The 15,247-nt window shown below is 73.3% G+C and carries 13 protein-coding genes; 7 read left to right on the forward strand and 6 right to left on the reverse strand.

Annotated elements, in window-relative coordinates; translation table 11 throughout:
• Positions 1-117: 117 nt before the first annotated feature.
• Positions 118-1,023 (forward strand): N-acetyltransferase family protein, encoded by a 906-nt coding sequence (locus tag OG871_RS26075; protein WP_371499799.1) that lies wholly within the window; start codon positions 118-120, stop codon positions 1,021-1,023.
• A 176-nt stretch (positions 1,024-1,199) separates the two neighbouring features.
• Here OG871_RS26075 and OG871_RS26080 read toward each other — a convergent pair whose 3' ends face one another.
• The 5 genes from OG871_RS26080 to OG871_RS26100 form a co-directional block, all read right to left on the reverse strand.
• On the reverse strand, positions 1,200-3,398 hold the full coding sequence (locus OG871_RS26080; RefSeq protein ID WP_371499801.1) for a restriction endonuclease: 2,199 nt from the start codon (positions 3,396-3,398) through the stop codon (positions 1,200-1,202).
• A 78-nt stretch (positions 3,399-3,476) separates the two neighbouring features.
• Positions 3,477-3,893 (reverse strand): peptide-methionine (R)-S-oxide reductase MsrB, encoded by a 417-nt coding sequence (gene msrB / locus OG871_RS26085; protein ID WP_371499803.1) that lies wholly within the window; start codon positions 3,891-3,893, stop codon positions 3,477-3,479.
• Positions 3,894-3,918: 25 nt separating this feature from the next.
• The gene (gene murC, locus OG871_RS26090; RefSeq protein WP_371503428.1) at positions 3,919-5,301 is read right to left on the reverse strand and encodes a UDP-N-acetylmuramate--L-alanine ligase; all 1,383 of its coding nucleotides are present in this window, start codon (positions 5,299-5,301) and stop codon (positions 3,919-3,921) included.
• Positions 5,302-5,439: 138 nt separating this feature from the next.
• Complete coding sequence (locus OG871_RS26095) at positions 5,440-5,901, reverse strand: indole-3-glycerol phosphate synthase (RefSeq protein ID WP_371499805.1); 462 nt, start codon at positions 5,899-5,901, stop codon at positions 5,440-5,442.
• Positions 5,902-6,013: 112 nt separating this feature from the next.
• A complete protein-coding gene (locus OG871_RS26100; RefSeq protein ID WP_371499807.1) occupies positions 6,014-6,796 on the reverse strand; it encodes a pyrimidine reductase family protein in 783 nt (260 codons plus the stop codon).
• A 64-nt stretch (positions 6,797-6,860) separates the two neighbouring features.
• On the opposite strand from OG871_RS26100, the gene zapE reads away from it, so the two are divergent.
• Both zapE and OG871_RS26110 read left to right on the forward strand, forming a co-directional pair.
• Complete coding sequence (gene zapE / locus OG871_RS26105) at positions 6,861-7,931, forward strand: cell division protein ZapE (RefSeq protein WP_371499809.1); 1,071 nt, start codon at positions 6,861-6,863, stop codon at positions 7,929-7,931.
• Between the two features lie 117 nt (positions 7,932-8,048).
• Complete coding sequence (locus tag OG871_RS26110; protein ID WP_371499811.1) at positions 8,049-8,315, forward strand: hypothetical protein; 267 nt, start codon at positions 8,049-8,051, stop codon at positions 8,313-8,315.
• Between the two features lie 8 nt (positions 8,316-8,323).
• On the opposite strand, the gene OG871_RS26115 is transcribed toward OG871_RS26110, so the two are convergent.
• A complete protein-coding gene (locus tag OG871_RS26115; protein ID WP_371499813.1) occupies positions 8,324-9,007 on the reverse strand; it encodes a lysophospholipid acyltransferase family protein in 684 nt (227 codons plus the stop codon).
• Positions 9,008-9,161: 154 nt separating this feature from the next.
• On the opposite strand from OG871_RS26115, the gene uvrB reads away from it, so the two are divergent.
• The 4 genes from uvrB (at position 9,162) to OG871_RS26135 (ending at position 15,202) form a co-directional block, all read left to right on the forward strand.
• Entirely contained in the window at positions 9,162-11,252 is a 2,091-nt protein-coding gene (uvrB, locus tag OG871_RS26120) for an excinuclease ABC subunit UvrB (RefSeq protein WP_371499815.1), read from the forward strand.
• Positions 11,253-11,438: 186 nt separating this feature from the next.
• The gene (locus OG871_RS26125) at positions 11,439-12,017 is read left to right on the forward strand and encodes a TerD family protein (RefSeq protein ID WP_371499817.1); all 579 of its coding nucleotides are present in this window, start codon (positions 11,439-11,441) and stop codon (positions 12,015-12,017) included.
• Positions 12,018-12,081: 64 nt separating this feature from the next.
• Positions 12,082-13,914 (forward strand): TerD family protein, encoded by a 1,833-nt coding sequence (locus tag OG871_RS26130; protein WP_371499819.1) that lies wholly within the window; start codon positions 12,082-12,084, stop codon positions 13,912-13,914.
• A gap of 307 nt (positions 13,915-14,221) precedes the next feature.
• Positions 14,222-15,202 (forward strand): TerC family protein, encoded by a 981-nt coding sequence (locus tag OG871_RS26135; RefSeq protein ID WP_371499821.1) that lies wholly within the window; start codon positions 14,222-14,224, stop codon positions 15,200-15,202.
• Positions 15,203-15,247: the final 45 nt, after the last annotated feature.

The raw sequence follows: 15,247 nt of genomic DNA on the forward strand, positions 1-15,247 counted from the left end.
CCCGAGGACTCGCTGCCAACCCGTCCCCGGCAATCTCAGAGCTGAACTTGAGCTTTCCGCGAGGCCGCGGATTATTCAGCGGCGCCCGGATACCGGAGTGGCTAACGTGACGCGCCTATGACTGTGACCGTCCGTGAATTCCGCCCTGCCGACGCCCCCGGCGCTGCCGCCGCCTACTCGGCCGGCCGCCCCCATCTGGTGACCACCCCCGAGGTGATCCGCTGGCTGGCCGCCCGGCCGCACTACCACCTGCTGGTCGCCGAACTGGACGACCGCGTGGTCGGCACCGCCCGGTTCGGGCTGCTGGTGGACAGCGCCGAACCCGGCCAGGCCTTCCTCAACATCAGCGTGCTGCCGGAGCACCGCGGCCATGGCGCGGGCAGCGCCCTGCTGCGCGGCGGGGAGCAGGCGCTGGCGGCGCTCGGCGCCGCCCGGGTGCACGGCTGGGTGGACGACGAGCCGGCCGCCCTGGCCTTCGCCGCCCGGTACGGCTACCGCGGGGGCCGGGCGGCCCACTTCGGCGGGCTGGACCTCACAACCGGGCTGCCGCCGCTGCCCGCGCCGCCCGCGGGCGTCGAGCTCCGCCCGGCCACCGACTTCCGGTCCGACCCGTACCCGGTCTACCTGATCGACGTGGCCGGTGCCCAGGACGAGCCGGGCGACATCGCGCTCAACGACCAGCCGTACGAGGAGTGGATCGCGGAGGTCTGGCAGCGGCCGGACCTCGACCACGCGCTGACCACCGTGGCCGTGGTGGACGGCACCCCGGCCGCCTTCAGCGCGGCCCAGACCGACGGCGCCACCCGCTACTGGTCGGCCTTCACCGCCACCCGCGCCGAGTACCGCGGCCGGGGGCTGGCGAAGCTCGCCAAGCTCGACTCGCTGCACCGGGCCCGCGCCGCGGGCTGCACCGCCGCCTACACCAGCAACGACGGCTCGAACGCGCCGATGCTGGCCATCAACGCCCGGCTCGGCTACCGCCGTTGCGCCACCGAGCTCAAGCACACCCGGGACCTCGCCTAGGGCGCGCTTGCAAAGTCGCGTCGGACGAGGCCGCGGCGTTGGGCGCCCGTCTGGGCGTGCGCCCGGATCGGCCTCGTACTGGACCGTACTTAGGCGATTCGGGCGTGCGTCCAGGCGGGATGCCCGGCGTCGCGGACCCGGCGGGACTTTGCAAACACGCCCTGGGCCCTCCGCCATCAGGCGATCTGCACGCCGTGCGCGCGGGCCAGCCCGGCCAGGCCGTCGGCCCAGCCCTGGCCCACCGCGCGCAGCTTCCACACCTCCTGCGGGGTACCCGCCCGGTGCCGGTAGACCTCGGCCACCAGCATCGCCGAGACGGCGGGGTCGGCGGGCGGGATGAAGGCCCAGCCGGTACCGGCGGCGCCGCGCACCTCCAGCCGGGCCCGGCGCAGTTGCCCGCAGTCCGCGCCGGAGTCGGTGTCCATGTTCACCGAGACCGCGATCCGGTGCACGGCGGCCGGCAGCGTCGCCGGCCTGATCGCCGCGGTCTCGGTCGACACGCCCTTCGACGAGGTCTTCTGTCCGAGCGTCACCGCTCCGGCGGCCGCGTTGGGCTGGTGGTAGAAGACGAAGTCGTCGTCGCCGCGGACCTGTCCGTCCGCGGTGAGCAGCAGCAGGGTGAGGTCGGCCTCGGCCCCGGCCGAGCTGAACGAGACCGAGAGCTCGGCGAGGTCGGCCGTCGGCAGCACGGTGTTCTGTCCGGGGGCGAGCGCCTCGGCCGGAAGGCTGCGGGCCGCGGGGGCCGGCTTGGCGCCCAGCCGGCCCCGCAGGCCGTGCTGGTGCAGCAGTTCGACCAGTTGCGCGCCGTCGACCAGGGTCAGCGGCTTGCCCTTGACCCAGTCGCGCGAGCCCTTGCCGAAGGTCGCGGTGGTGACCAGGATGCCCTTGTTCGCACCGTGGTGGACCCGGGTGGCGTCGAGGTCGCGGACGGCGGTGGGGTCGACCCGGCCGCGGTAGCGCTTGGCCTGGATGACGATCTGCCCGCCGGTGATCGGGTCCGGGTCCTCGGCGACCACGTCCACCCCCTGGTCGCCGCTGCGGGCCGTGGTCCTGGTCACGAAGCCGCGGCGGCGGAAGAGTTCGGCGACGAGTTCCTCGAAGGCCAGGGGGTCCATCGCGAACAGGTCCGGCTCGTCCCCGTCCCCGGTTCCGTCCCCGTCCGCCGGGGCCGGGAGGGGCGCCGCGGCCGGCGCCGGGTCGGGTACGGCCGCGGCGGCCGGGTCGGCCGTCCGCCCGACCGGGACCGCGACCAGCTTCTCCGGGCGGGCGGAGAGCCGGCCGCCCAGTCCGTCCACCAGGCAGCTCACCGGCTCGACCCGGTCCAGGGCGAGGGCCTGGAAGTCGGCCCGCGCGACGGTCACCGTCAGCAGGTGGCGCTGCCCGGTCCGCCCGGTGGCCGGATCGGGCGCCTCCACATAGCCGTTGAGCGTCACCGCGTCGAGCAGGCCGTCGGCGTCCGCCCGGAACAGCTCGGTCAGCACCCGCAGCGCGCACTGGGCCAGCACCTCGCGGTAGACCTCCTTGCGCTCGGTGGCGGAGCGGGCCACCTCGGCCTCCCGGTCGTCCACCTTGACGTAGCGGTAGCGGGAGAGCGCCGGGACGACCAGGTAGTCGGGCAGCCGGCAGTCGACCACCAGCAGGCGCGCCGACGGGTCCCAGAGGGCCGCGGCCTCCTGCGGCACCTCGTCGGGCCAGTCGCCCCGCCAGGCCAGGGCGGTCTCGAAGTACTCGGCCACCGCGGTGGTCGAACCGGCGCCGAGCTCGGCCGCCAGGCGCCGCGCGGGCTCGGCCTGCGCGGCCGCGGACCGGCGCTGCTCGGCTGCCCAACCGTCGTACTGGGCGCGGTACTCGGCGAGCCGCTGCAGGCGCTGCTGCTCAGCGGCCTGCGCGGCGTACCAGTCGTGCTCGAACCGGGAACGGGCGTGTGCGAGGCGCTCCTCGTACTGCCGCCGGATGCCCGGGTCGCGCGCCTGCAGCTCGGTCGGCGGGACGACGTGGTACCAGGACTGGTCGGGCAGTGGGACGGGCTCGCCCAGCTGCCCGGGGTCGAACGGCGCCGGCTCCGCCGCGCGCATCAGCTCGGCCGGCCGGAAGGCCGGGCCGGCCAGGCCCCGGGCCAGGATGCCGCGCAGCTCGGCGACCCGGGCGTCGAGTTCGGCGGTGCGCCGGGCCGCGTCGGCCTCCCGGGCCTGCTGGTACGCGCGCAGCGCCTCGCGCTGCCCCTGGGCGGCGGCCCGTTGCGCGGACCGCTGTTCACGTTCGTACCGGGCCTGTGCGGCGGCGGCCGCCTTGCGCTGCTCCTCCGCCTGGCGGTGCTGCTCGCGCTGCGCCGCCGCCAGCATCCCCAGTACGCCCGTGCCGTGCCGCCGCGCCACCGTGCTCCTCCCACCGACCCTGAACGATGATCAGTCTGGCATGCCGGGAGGAGCCCGGTGGCGGCGGTGATCGTACGGTTACTCGCCCGGCCGCTCGGCAGGTCGCAGCGTCAGCGAGATGCTGTTGATGCAGTACCGCTGGTCGGTCGGGGTGCCGTAGCCCTCGCCGTCGAAGACGTGCCCGAGGTGGCTGCCGCAGTTCGCGCACCGGACCTCGACCCGGCGCATGCCGAGCGTGCCGTCCTCGATGTACTCGACCCGGTCCCCGGCCAGCGGCGCGTAGTACGAGGGCCAGCCGCAGTGGCTGTCGAACTTGGTCTCGCTGCTGAACAGCTCACTGCCGCAGGCCCGGCAGGCGTACACGCCGACGGTCTTGGTGTCGGTGTACTCACCGACGAACGGGCGCTCGGTGCCGGCCTCGCGGAGGACGTGGTACTCCTCGGGCGACAGCTCGGCGCGCCACTCGGCGTCGGTCTTCTCGATCTCGTAGCTCACGGCTGGCTCCCCGGCTCGGCTGGTGTCAGTCCCTCGGTGCAACGCCGCCGAGGGCCGCCAGAATTTCGGGGCCCAGGTTGGTGACGTCGCCGGCGCCCATGGTGAGCACCAGGTCACCGGGACGGGCGAGCCCGGCGAGCAGCGCGGGGGCGGCCGCGAAGGAGTGCTCCGCGGTGACCTCGGCGCCGGCCCGGCGGGCCGCGTCGATGATCAGCTCGCTGGTCACGCCGGGGATCGGGTCCTCGCGGGCCGGGTAGATGTCGAGCACCACCGAGCCGTCGGCCAGCGCCAGTGCCCGGCCCATCTCCTCGGCCAGCTGCTGGGTGCGGCTGAACAGGTGCGGCTGGAAGACCACCAGGACCCGGCCGTCGGCGGCCTCGCGGATCGCCTCCAGGTCGGCGGCCATCTCGGTAGGGTGGTGCGCGTAGGAGTCGATCACCTGGACGCCGGCGGCCTCGCCCTTGAGCTGCAGGCGCCGGCGGACCCCGGTGTAGCTGCCGATGGCCTTGGCCAGATCGGCGGCCGGCACGCCCAGCGCGATGCCGGCGGCCAGCGCCGAGACGGCGTTGTGCGCGTAGTGCCGGCCGGGCACGGAGACGGTGAAGACGAGCTCGGCGCCGTCCAGTTCGACGGTGACCTCGCTGGTCATCCCGCGGGCGGCGACGGAGACCACCCGGAGGTCGGCGTCCTCGGCGGCGCCGACGGTGACGATGTTCAGCTCCGGTCGGCCGGCGACCCGGGCGGTCAGCTCGCGGGCGCCCGGGTGGTCGGCGGAGACCACCAGGGTGCCGCCGGGGACGATCCGCCCGACGAAGGTCTCGAAGGACTCGTAGATCTCGTCCATCGAGGCGTAGTTGGCATGGTGGTCCAGCTCCACGTTGAGCACGATCGCCACCTCGGGCGCGTACTTGTGGAAGCTGCGGTCGCTCTCGTCGGCCTCGGCGACGAAGATCTCGCCGGTGCCGTGGTGGGCGTTGGAGCCGGGCGCGTCGAGGTCGCCGCCGATCGCGTACGAGGGGTCGAGGCCGAGCTCGCCGAGGCTGACCGCGAGCATGCTCGTGGTGGTGGTCTTGCCGTGGGTGCCGGCCACCGCGAGGGCGCGGCGGCCGCCCATCAGCGCGGCCAGCGCGTCGGAGCGGTGCACCACCGGGATGCCGCGCTCGCGGGCGGCGGCCAGCTCCGGGTTGTCGGCGCGGATCGCGCTGGAGACGACGATGCTGCTGGTGCCGGCGGGGACGTTCTCGGCGGCGTGGCCGACGTGGACCTCGGCGCCGAGGGCGCGCAGCGCCAGCACCGTCTCGGACTCCTTGGAGTCGCTGCCGGACACCTTGGCACCGCGCACCGCGAGGATCTTCGCCAGGCCGGACATGCCGGCGCCGCCGATACCGATGAAGTGCGGGGCGTGCAGGTCGTGGGCGGCGTCGTTCAAGAGAGTGCTCCGTACTCGGGTGCGGCGGGCTGCGGCAGGGGCGGCCGGGGGCAGGACGGCGAATCGTCCTCGCGGAGGGTTCCGCAAGGACGATTCTGCACTACCGGGCGGCACCCTCTAGGAGTCGCGGGCGAACAGCTTCAGGACCGGGACGCCGACCTTGTGGCGGGCCTGCGAGGCCCAGTCCCGGTGGAAGAACTCCTCGACGAAGTGCGGGGAGGTGAGGACCAGGACCTCGTCGGCGCGGTTCTGTTCGACCACGTCGCGCAGGCGTTCCAGCGGCTTCTCCTCGATCACGATGCCGGTGGCCTCCGCCCCGGCGCGTTGGAGATGGCGCAGGCTGTGCTCCAGGGATTCGCTCGCAAGAGTGGGGCTGTCGGTGTGCTCGTCGTGCTCGTGCACCGCCTTGTCGAGGTGACCGAGGGCCACGTCGTCGAGGGCGCGGAGCAGCTCGTCCTGGCGTCCGCGCGGCTGCATCACGACGACGAACGAGACCTTCTCCTCGCCGTGGAGCGTGGTGACCAGCTCCACATCGGCGTCGGAGAGCGCCTTTTCGATCATCAGTACGGTCTTGAACACGTGAGTCCCTTCGCTGTCACAGGCCCCCGGGTCCGGTGTCCCTTCTCATACTGCCCGGAGGAAGCTTTCCTCACGCTGCTCACGCGCCACATGGGCCACGGGCTGGCGGGCGTCACCGGGAACCGCCCCCGGAGCCGTCCGACCGCAGGTAGCGGGTGAACAGGAACCCCTGCTGCTCCAGCAGCGAGACCAGCCGCATCGGCTGGGCGGCCGGCATCGACGGGCCCTCCAGGATGCGCGGCGACCCGCCGCCGGAGAGCAGCGGCGCCAGCGACAGGCAGAGCTCGTCCACCAGCCCGGCCGCCGCCAGCTGCCCCAGCAGCCGGGGGCCGCCCTCCGTCAGCTGCCTGGTCCAGCCGCGGGAGGCCAGCTCCGCCAGCGCCGCGGGCAGGTCCACCGAATCCTTGCCGGCCACCACCAGGTCGGCCGCCGCCGCCACCGCCCGACGGGCCTCGGCGGGGGAGTCCTCGCAGGTCACCACCACCGTACGGACCAGCGGTGCGGTGAACAGCGGAGTCGACAGGTCCAGGTCGAGACCGCGCGAGACGATCGCGATCACCGGAGCCGGCCGCTGCCCGGCCGCCTCGCGCGCCGCCGCGAACTCCGCCCGGGCCCGGGCCGGCCGGTAGCCCTCGGCCCGGACCGTCTGCGCGCCCACCAGCACCACGTCGGACAGGGCCCGCAGCACCCCGAAGATCCGCTTGTCGGCGGCGCCGGACAGGCCCTCCGACAGTCCGTCCAGCCGGGCGGCGCCGTCCAGGCCCGACACCATGTTGGCCCGCAGCCAGGCCCGGCCCCGCCGGACCTGCTCCGGGTACGCGTACACCTCGGCCAGCGACTCCAGCGACCACGGGTCGTCCACCGGTCCGGGCAGGGGATTGATCAGCTGCTGCATGCCGTCGAGTCTTCCACTCCCGCGCCCCGGCAGGGGCCCACCGCGGGGGGCGTACCCTTTCCACGTGTCTGCTGCCCCTCACCCCGAGACCGCCGAAGCGATAGCCGTGACCCTCCCGCGCGCGCTCGCCGACCGCCGCCCCGTCGTGTCCGCCGAGCGCCTGGTCGCCGAGATGGTCCCGCCGCCGCGCTTCACCGGAGTCAGCTTCGGCAGCTACCTTCCGGACAGCACCCAGCCCAGCCAGTACGAGGCCGTGCAGGTCCTGGAGCAGTTCGCCGCCGGGCTCAACGGCGCGGCCGGCGGCGCCCCGAAGCGCAGCTGGTTCCGCCGCTCGGCCCCCGTCCCCACCGGCCCGGCCGGCATCTACCTGGACGGCGGCTACGGCGTCGGCAAGACGCACCTGCTCGCCTCGCTCTGGCACGCCACTCCCGGCCCCAAGGCCTTCGGCACCTTCGTGGAGCTGACCAACCTGGTCGGTGCGCTCACCTTCAAGGGCGCCGTCGAGACCCTCTCCGGCCACCGCCTGCTGTGCATCGACGAGTTCGAGCTGGACGATCCGGGCGACACCGTCCTGGTCTCCACCCTGCTCGGCCGGCTGGTCGAGAACGGTGTGAAGCTCGCCGCCACCTCCAACACCCTGCCCGAGAAGCTCGGCGAGGGCCGGTTCGCCGCCACCGACTTCCTGCGCGAGATCCAGGGCCTGTCGGCGCACTTCCGCCCGCTGCGGATCGACGGCCAGGACTACCGCCACCGCGGCCTGCCCGCGGCCCCGCCGCCCTACTCCGACGCCGAGGTCACCGAGCGGGCCGGCCGGGCCCCCGGCGCGGTGCTGGACGACTTCGACACCCTGCTGGAGCACCTCAAGGAGGTGCACCCCAGCCGCTACGGCGCCCTGCTGGACGAGGTCGGGTCGGTGTTCCTGCGCGGCGTGCGCCAGGTCGACGACCAGTCCACGGCGCTGCGCCTGGTCGTCCTCGCCGACCGGATGTACGACCGGGAGCTGCCGATCACCGCCTCCGGCCTCCCGTTCGACCGGGTCTTCCCGGACGAGCTGCTGCGCGGCGGCTACCGCAAGAAGTACCTCCGGGCGATCTCCCGCCTGGTCGCGCTGGCCCGCGACAGCGCGAAGGACTGACGGCCCGCCCGGCTCCTCCCGCCGCGGGCCTCACCGTGCACGAACGGGGAACCCCGGCAGAATCGACATGCGGGGCCGCCCGACGGCCCCGCGGTCGCCGACCCGAGAGGACCCGTCATGCCCGACTTCCAGCCGAAGCACGACCGCCTGATCGTCAAGCCGATCGAGGGCGCCGGCCCGGGTGGCGCCGACACCCGCCGCGGCCAGGTCGTCGCGGTCGGCCCCGGCCGGCCCCTGGAGGGCGGCAAGCCCCACCCCCTGGACGTCAAGGTCGGCCAGGTGGTCGTCTTCCCGGGCTTCGCCGGATCGGAGGTCGAGGTGGAGGGCCAGACGTACGTCGAGCTCCCCGAGGACGAGATCCTGGCGCTGTCCGCCGAGGACTGACCCCTCCGTCAACCGGCCTCCGCCGGCCTGCCCGCCCCGGCCGGCTCCAGCAGCCCGGCCTGCCCGGCCGCCGTCCGCCAGGCGGCCGACACCGCCGCGTACGCCTGCGCGGTGGCCGCCGCGGTGTCGCCGGTCAGCCGTACCGGCGCGCCGACGTGCACATGGAGGGCCGGCCGGCGCAGCGGCGCCGTCGCCAGCCCGGCGAGCTGCTTGGCGGCCGACCCCGAGCTGATCCGCCGGGCGCCCGCCTGTCCGACCGGGACCACCGGGGCGCCGGTCGCGGCCGCCAGCCGGGCCAGGCCGGTACGGAACGGGCCGGGCGCGCTCTCCCCGGCGTCCACCCGGCGGGGGAGCCGGCCCTCGGGGTAGATCACCACCACCCGGCCGGCCGCCAGCGCCGCCGCGGCGGCCTCCAGCGACTCGGCCGCCCGTTCGCTGCCCCGGTGCACCGGGATGTGACCCCCGCGCACCAGCGCCCCGCGCAGCACCGGTATCCGCCACAGCCCCGCCGTCGCCAGTACCACCGGCTGCACCCCGAGCCGGCCCACGGCGGCCAGCACCACCCCCGGGTCGACCAGCGCGGAGTGGTTGGCCGCGACGATGCTGCCCGGCGCGATCGAACCGCCCTCGGCGGTGCTGACCCGCAGCCGGCCGAGAGCCGGGACCACGGTGCGGGCGACGGTGCTGAGCATGGGCTGTCCCGGGGTCGGTGCGACGGTGGCACCCCATGGTCCCGCCCGCCGGCGCCGGGCACCTGAGCCCCCGTACTCAACCGACGGCCCGGGCTGGGGGCCGCCCGGGGCGAACCCCGCCCGGATTGTCGGTGGCGGGTCGTACGGTGGTGTCGTGCGTCCCATCACGAGTATCGAGCGGTCCGTGGCGCCCTTCGAGGTCGTCAGCCCCTACCAGCCCAACGGAGACCAGCCGGCGGCCATCGCCGAGCTGGAGCGCCGGATCCGCGCGGGTGAGAAGGACGTCGTCCTGCTCGGTGCCACCGGCACCGGCAAGTCGGCGACCACCGCCTGGATGATCGAGAAGCTCCAGCGGCCCACCCTGGTGATGGCCCCGAACAAGACCCTGGCCGCCCAGCTGGCCAACGAGTTCCGCGAGCTGCTGCCGAACAACGCGGTCGAGTACTTCGTCTCGTACTACGACTACTACCAGCCCGAGGCCTACGTCCCGCAGACGGACACCTACATCGAGAAGGACTCCTCGATCAACGAGGAGGTGGAGCGGCTGCGCCACTCCGCCACCAACTCGCTGCTCACCCGCCGCGACGTGGTCGTGGTCGCCTCGGTCTCCTGCATCTACGGCCTCGGCACGCCGCAGGAGTACGTGGACCGGATGGTGCGGCTCAGGGTCGGCGAGGAGGTCGACCGGGACGCGCTGCTGCGGCGCTTCGTCGACATCCAGTACACCCGCAACGACCTGGCCTTCACCCGCGGCACCTTCCGGGTCCGCGGCGACACCGTCGAGATCTTCCCGGTCTACGAGGAGCTCGCCGTCCGGATCGAGATGTTCGGCGACGAGATCGAGGCGCTCTACACCCTGCACCCGCTCACCGGCGAGATCATCAGCCAGGACGACTCCACCTACGTCTTCCCCGCCTCGCACTACGTCGCCGGCCCGGAGCGGATGGAGCGCGCGGTCAACGACATCGAGAAGGAGCTGGAGACCACCCTCGCCAGGATGGAGAAGCAGGGCAAGCTGCTGGAGGCCCAGCGGCTGCGCATGCGGACCACCTACGACCTCGAGATGCTCCGCCAGATCGGCAGCTGCTCCGGCGTGGAGAACTACTCCATGCACTTCGACGGCCGCGAGCCCGGCTCCCCGCCGAACACCCTGCTCGACTACTTCCCGGAGGACTTCCTCCTGGTGATCGACGAGTCGCACGTGACCGTCCCGCAGATCGGCGCGATGTACGAGGGCGACGCCTCACGCAAGCGCACCCTGGTGGAGCACGGCTTCCGGCTGCCCTCCGCGATGGACAACCGCCCGCTGAAGTGGGAGGAGTTCCTGGAGCGGATCGGGCAGACGGTCTACCTCTCGGCCACCCCCGGCAAGTACGAGCTGGCGCGCGGCGACGGCGCCGTCGAGCAGATCATCCGCCCCACCGGCCTGATCGACCCCGAGGTGATCGTCAAGCCGACCGAGGGTCAGATCGACGACCTGGTGCACGAGATCCGCACCCGGGTCGAGAAGGACGAGCGGGTCCTGGTCACCACCCTGACCAAGAAGATGTCCGAGGACCTCACCGACTACCTGCTCGGCCTGGACATCCGGGTCCGCTACCTGCACAGCGACATCGACACCCTGCGCCGGGTCGAGCTGCTGCGCGAGCTGCGGGCCGGCGAGTACGACGTGCTGGTCGGCATCAACCTGCTCCGGGAGGGGCTCGACCTCCCCGAGGTCTCCCTGGTCTCGATCCTGGACGCGGACAAGGAGGGCTTCCTGCGCTCCGGCACCTCACTGATCCAGACCATCGGCCGCGCGGCCCGGAACGTCTCCGGCCAGGTCCACATGTACGCCGACAGGATCACCCCGGCGATGGAGCTGGCGATCTCCGAGACCAACCGCCGCCGCGAGGTCCAGCAGGCGTACAACACGGCCAACGGCATCGACCCGCAGCCGCTGCGCAAGAAGATCGGCGACATCCTGGCGACGCTGTCCCGCGAGGACGTGGACACCGAGGAACTGCTCGCCACCGGCTACCGCAGCCAGGGCAAGGGCAAGGCCCCGGTGCCGGCCCTGGGCGCCGGCCGCAAGCCGGCCAAGAGCCTGCCCGCCGCCGAGCTGGCCGAGCTGATCCAGGAGATGACCGACCGTATGCACACCGCCGCCGCCGAGCTCCAGTTCGAGGTGGCGGCCCGGCTGCGGGACGAGATCCGCGAGCTGAAGAAGGAACTGCGCCAGATGCGGGAGGCCGGCATCGCCTGACGCTTTCGGCCCGGCGGGCCGCCCCGGCAGGTCCGGGGCGGTTTGTCTCAGGAGCGCCACAAAGCAATAATCCGAAGCCGGCGACGGCCCGTCAGGCCATAAGGTGAGGCCCGGGGGGCTTGCGCCCCGCCCGTACGGGCCTCGACCGGTCAACGGCACCGGGGCCATCCAAGAGAGGACAGCACCGTGTCGGTGAACCTGGCAAAGGGCCAGAGCGTCAGCCTCCAGAAGTCCACCGGTGAGTCGCTGACCGTCGTTCGCATGGGTCTCGGCTGGAAGGCCGCCGCCCGTCGGGGCCTGTTCGGCCGCCGCACCAAGGAGGTCGACCTCGACGCCTCCGCCCTGCTCTACGCCGAGAAGACGCCCTCCGACGTCGTGTTCTTCCAGCACCTGGTGAGCAACGACGGCTCGGTCCGGCACACCGGTGACAACGTGGTCGGCGGCGTCGGCGCCGGCGGCGACGACGAGTCGATCCTGGTCGACCTCGCACGCGTGCCCGTGCACATCACCCAGATCGTCTTCACCGTCAGCTCCTACACCGGGCAGACCTTCCAGGAGGTCGAGAACGCGCACTGCCGCCTGGTCGACGAGACCAACGGCAAGGAGCTGGCCCGCTACGAGCTCGCCGGCGGCGGCGCGCACACCGGCCAGATCATGGCCAAGGTCGTCCGGGACGGCTCCGGCTGGCAGATGACCGCCATCGGCGCCCCCGCCAAGGCCCGTACCTTCCAGGACATGCTCCCCGACATCGCGCCTTTCCTCTGAGCCGGCCGGCCCCGCGCGGGGCCCCGCAGAGCGAGCGCACGTCGAGGGGGAGAGGAACAGCACCATGGCCGCCGAGCTGGTGCGGGGGCAGAACCACCCGCTGCCGCACACCGGGCTGAACGTCAGGGTCTCGGCGGCCGGCCCGCAGGCCGTGGCGGTCCTGCTCGCCGATGCCGACGGCCGGGTCCGCGGCCCGGAGCACGTCGTGCACCCGGGTGCGCCCGAGCTCCCCGGCGTCCGGCTGCTTGCCGGCGCGGACCGACCGGAGATCACCGTCGACCTCGGCGCACTGCCCCCGGGCGTGGAACGACTCCTGATCGCACTCGTCCTGCCGCCCGGCAGCGGCACCTTCGGATCGGCGGCCGCGCCGTTCACGGCGGTCGCCGGGCCGGACGGCGCGGACATCGCCACCTTCACCCTCTCCGGGCTGACCACCGAGACCGCGGTGACCGCCCTGGAGCTGTACCTCCGGGGCGGGATCTGGAAGGTCCGGGCGGTCGGCCAGGGGTACGCGGGCGGCGCCGAGGCGATGCTGCGCGACCACGGCGTGGTCGAGGCGGCCACCCTCGCGGCCGCCCTCGTGCCCTCGGCCGCGGCCCGTCCCGCTCCGGCCGGGCCCGCCACGACTCCCGCTGCCACGCCGGCCGCCACGCCGGCCCCGGGTGTGCCGCTGAACATCGCCCACCCGCGTCGTCCGGCTCCCGGCACGACCCCGCCGCCCGCCGCGGCGCCGAGCGCACCGCCGTCACCGCCGACCGGGCCCGAGGCGCCGGTGGCCGGTGACGCGGCCGGCTGGACGATGGACGAGCGGCTGTACAACCAGGTCTGGGGCATCTTCGAGGACGCCGCGCGCTCCGCCGCCGCCTACCGGTCCGCCGTGGAGTACGCCGACCACCGCCAGGACCAGGAGATCGAGGCCCTGCTCGCCGATCCGCGCAGCCGCTTCGGCGCCGACGCCGAACTCGGACGGATGCAGGCCAGAGCCCGCCGCGACGACCTGGAGTCCCGCGCCCGGGAGGTGCTCGACCGCGACACCGGCCAGCTGCTCGCCGAGGTGAAGGTCGTCGAGGAGGCCATGCCCGCCCCGATGGCCCGCTGGGACAACCCCTCCTGGGCGTCCTGGCAGCCGCCCGCCGAGCCGCCGTTCGGCCTGCGGATCGGGGACCTCCACCTCCCGGAGAACCCCGGCCTGAAGGTCCCGCTGCTGCTGCGGCTGCCGCTCGGCCGAGGCCTGTGGGTGGACAGCGGGTCCTCGCCGGAGTTCGCGGGCGAGGTGCCCGTCGACGCCGCCGAACTGAAGGCCCTCGCCGGCGCGCTGGCCACCGCCACCGCGGCCCGGCTGCTCGCCTGCCACCCGCCGGGCGGTCTGCTGCTGCACGTGATCGACCCGGGCGGCGCCGCCGGGGCCGCGCTCGCCCCGTTCGTCCGGGCCGGCCTGCTGGCCGGCCCGCCGGCCTCCGCCGCAGCCGGCGTCGCCGCCCTGCTGACCTCCCTGGTGGAGCGGGTGGACCTGGTCCAGATGGCCCGCCGGGCCGGGGCCGCCGACGCGCTGCCGCCGCACATCGACCCGGCCGACCGGCTGCTGCTGGTGCACGACTTCCCGTACGGCTTCGACGACGGCACCGTCGCCAAGCTCCGCTACCTCGCCGAGGAGGGCCCGGCGGTCGGCGTCCACCTGCTGGTGGTGGCGGACCGGGCCGAGGCCGCGGCGTACGGCCCGGTACTCGACCCGTTCTGGCGCGGCCTGACCAGGATGGCCCCGGTGCCCCAGGAGTACCTGGCCGACCCGTGGGTCGAGCACCTGTGGACGTACACCCCGGCGGCCCCGGCGCCCGGCAGCCCCGCGCTGCCCGAGCTGCTGGACCGGATCGCGGGCACCGGCCGCCCCGCCCGCTGAGGCGCCCCCCTCCGGCATTCGTGCAGGTCAGGTGGGGTTTCGCTGTGCCCGCTCGGTACTGTCGTCGGGCAGCCGGAAGCCGCAGCTTTACCTTGAGAGGGGATCTCTTTACCTTCTCTTGGTGATTTTTGGTACGGTGGACGGACGCGGAGGGGAGTACTCCCATCGCAGTGCGTCCGTCATCACGGCCGCCGGTCCTTCCGGCGGCCCGGGCCACTGGTCCGCGCGCTCCGTGGACGAGCGCGCAGGGCGGAAGAGACCTCCGGCAGACGACGTGTGTCCCGCCGACCTGCCGGAGGAGCAGCAAGTGGACGTTTCCGTAGCATTGTGGGCCGGCACGATCGGGGTTCTGATCGCCCTGATCATGGCCGACTTCTTCATCGGCGGCCGTAAACCGCACGAGGTTTCGATCAAGGAAGCCGGAATCTGGACGGCCGTCTGGGTCGCCCTCGCCATGGCGTTCGGCGGCTTCCTGTGGTGGTACGGCGGCTCGCAGCCGGCCGGCGAGTTCTTCGCGGGCTACATCACCGAGAAGTCGCTGAGCGTCGACAACCTCTTCGTCTTCATCCTGATCATGAGCAAGTTCGCGGTGCCGCGGATCTACCAGCAGCGTGTGCTGATGGTCGGTGTGATCATCGCCCTGGTGCTTCGCGCGATCTTCATCGCCGGCGGCGCGGCCCTGGTCACCACGTTCTCCTGGGTCTTCTACATCTTCGGCGCCTTCCTGATCTGGACCGCCTGGAAGCTGATCCAGGACGCCCGGGCCGGCGAGGAGGACGAGGAGTTCGAGGAGAACCGCCTGCTCAAGACCATCGAGCGGCACTTCCCTTCGACCGACAAGTACCACGGCACCAAGCTCTTCATCCGGGAGAACGGCCGTCGGCTGATGACGCCGATGCTGATCGTGATGCTCGCGATCGGCACCACCGACGTCCTGTTCGCGCTGGACTCGATCCCCGCGATCTTCGGCCTGACCCAGGACCCGTACATCGTCTTCACCGCCAACGCCTTCGCCCTGATGGGCCTGCGGCAGCTGTACTTCCTGATCGGCGGCCTGCTGAAGAAGCTGGTCTACCTGTCCTACGGCCTGTCGGTGATCCTCGGCTTCATCGGCGTGAAGCTGGTGCTGCACGCCCTGCACGAGAGCGGCGTGCACGTGCCCGAGATCGGCATCCCGCTCTCGCTCGGCTTCATCGTGGCGGTGCTCGCCGTGACCACCATGGCCAGCCTGATCTCCTCCAGGCGGCAGCAGGAGCGCGAGCGCGAGCCGGAGAAGCTCGACGCCTGACCCGCCCACCGCACAGGGGCCCGCGACCGGTTCGTCCGGTCGCGG

Origin of the sequence: Kitasatospora sp. NBC_00374 (assembly GCF_041434935.1) — a bacterium.
Lineage (GTDB): Bacteria > Actinomycetota > Actinomycetes > Streptomycetales > Streptomycetaceae > Kitasatospora.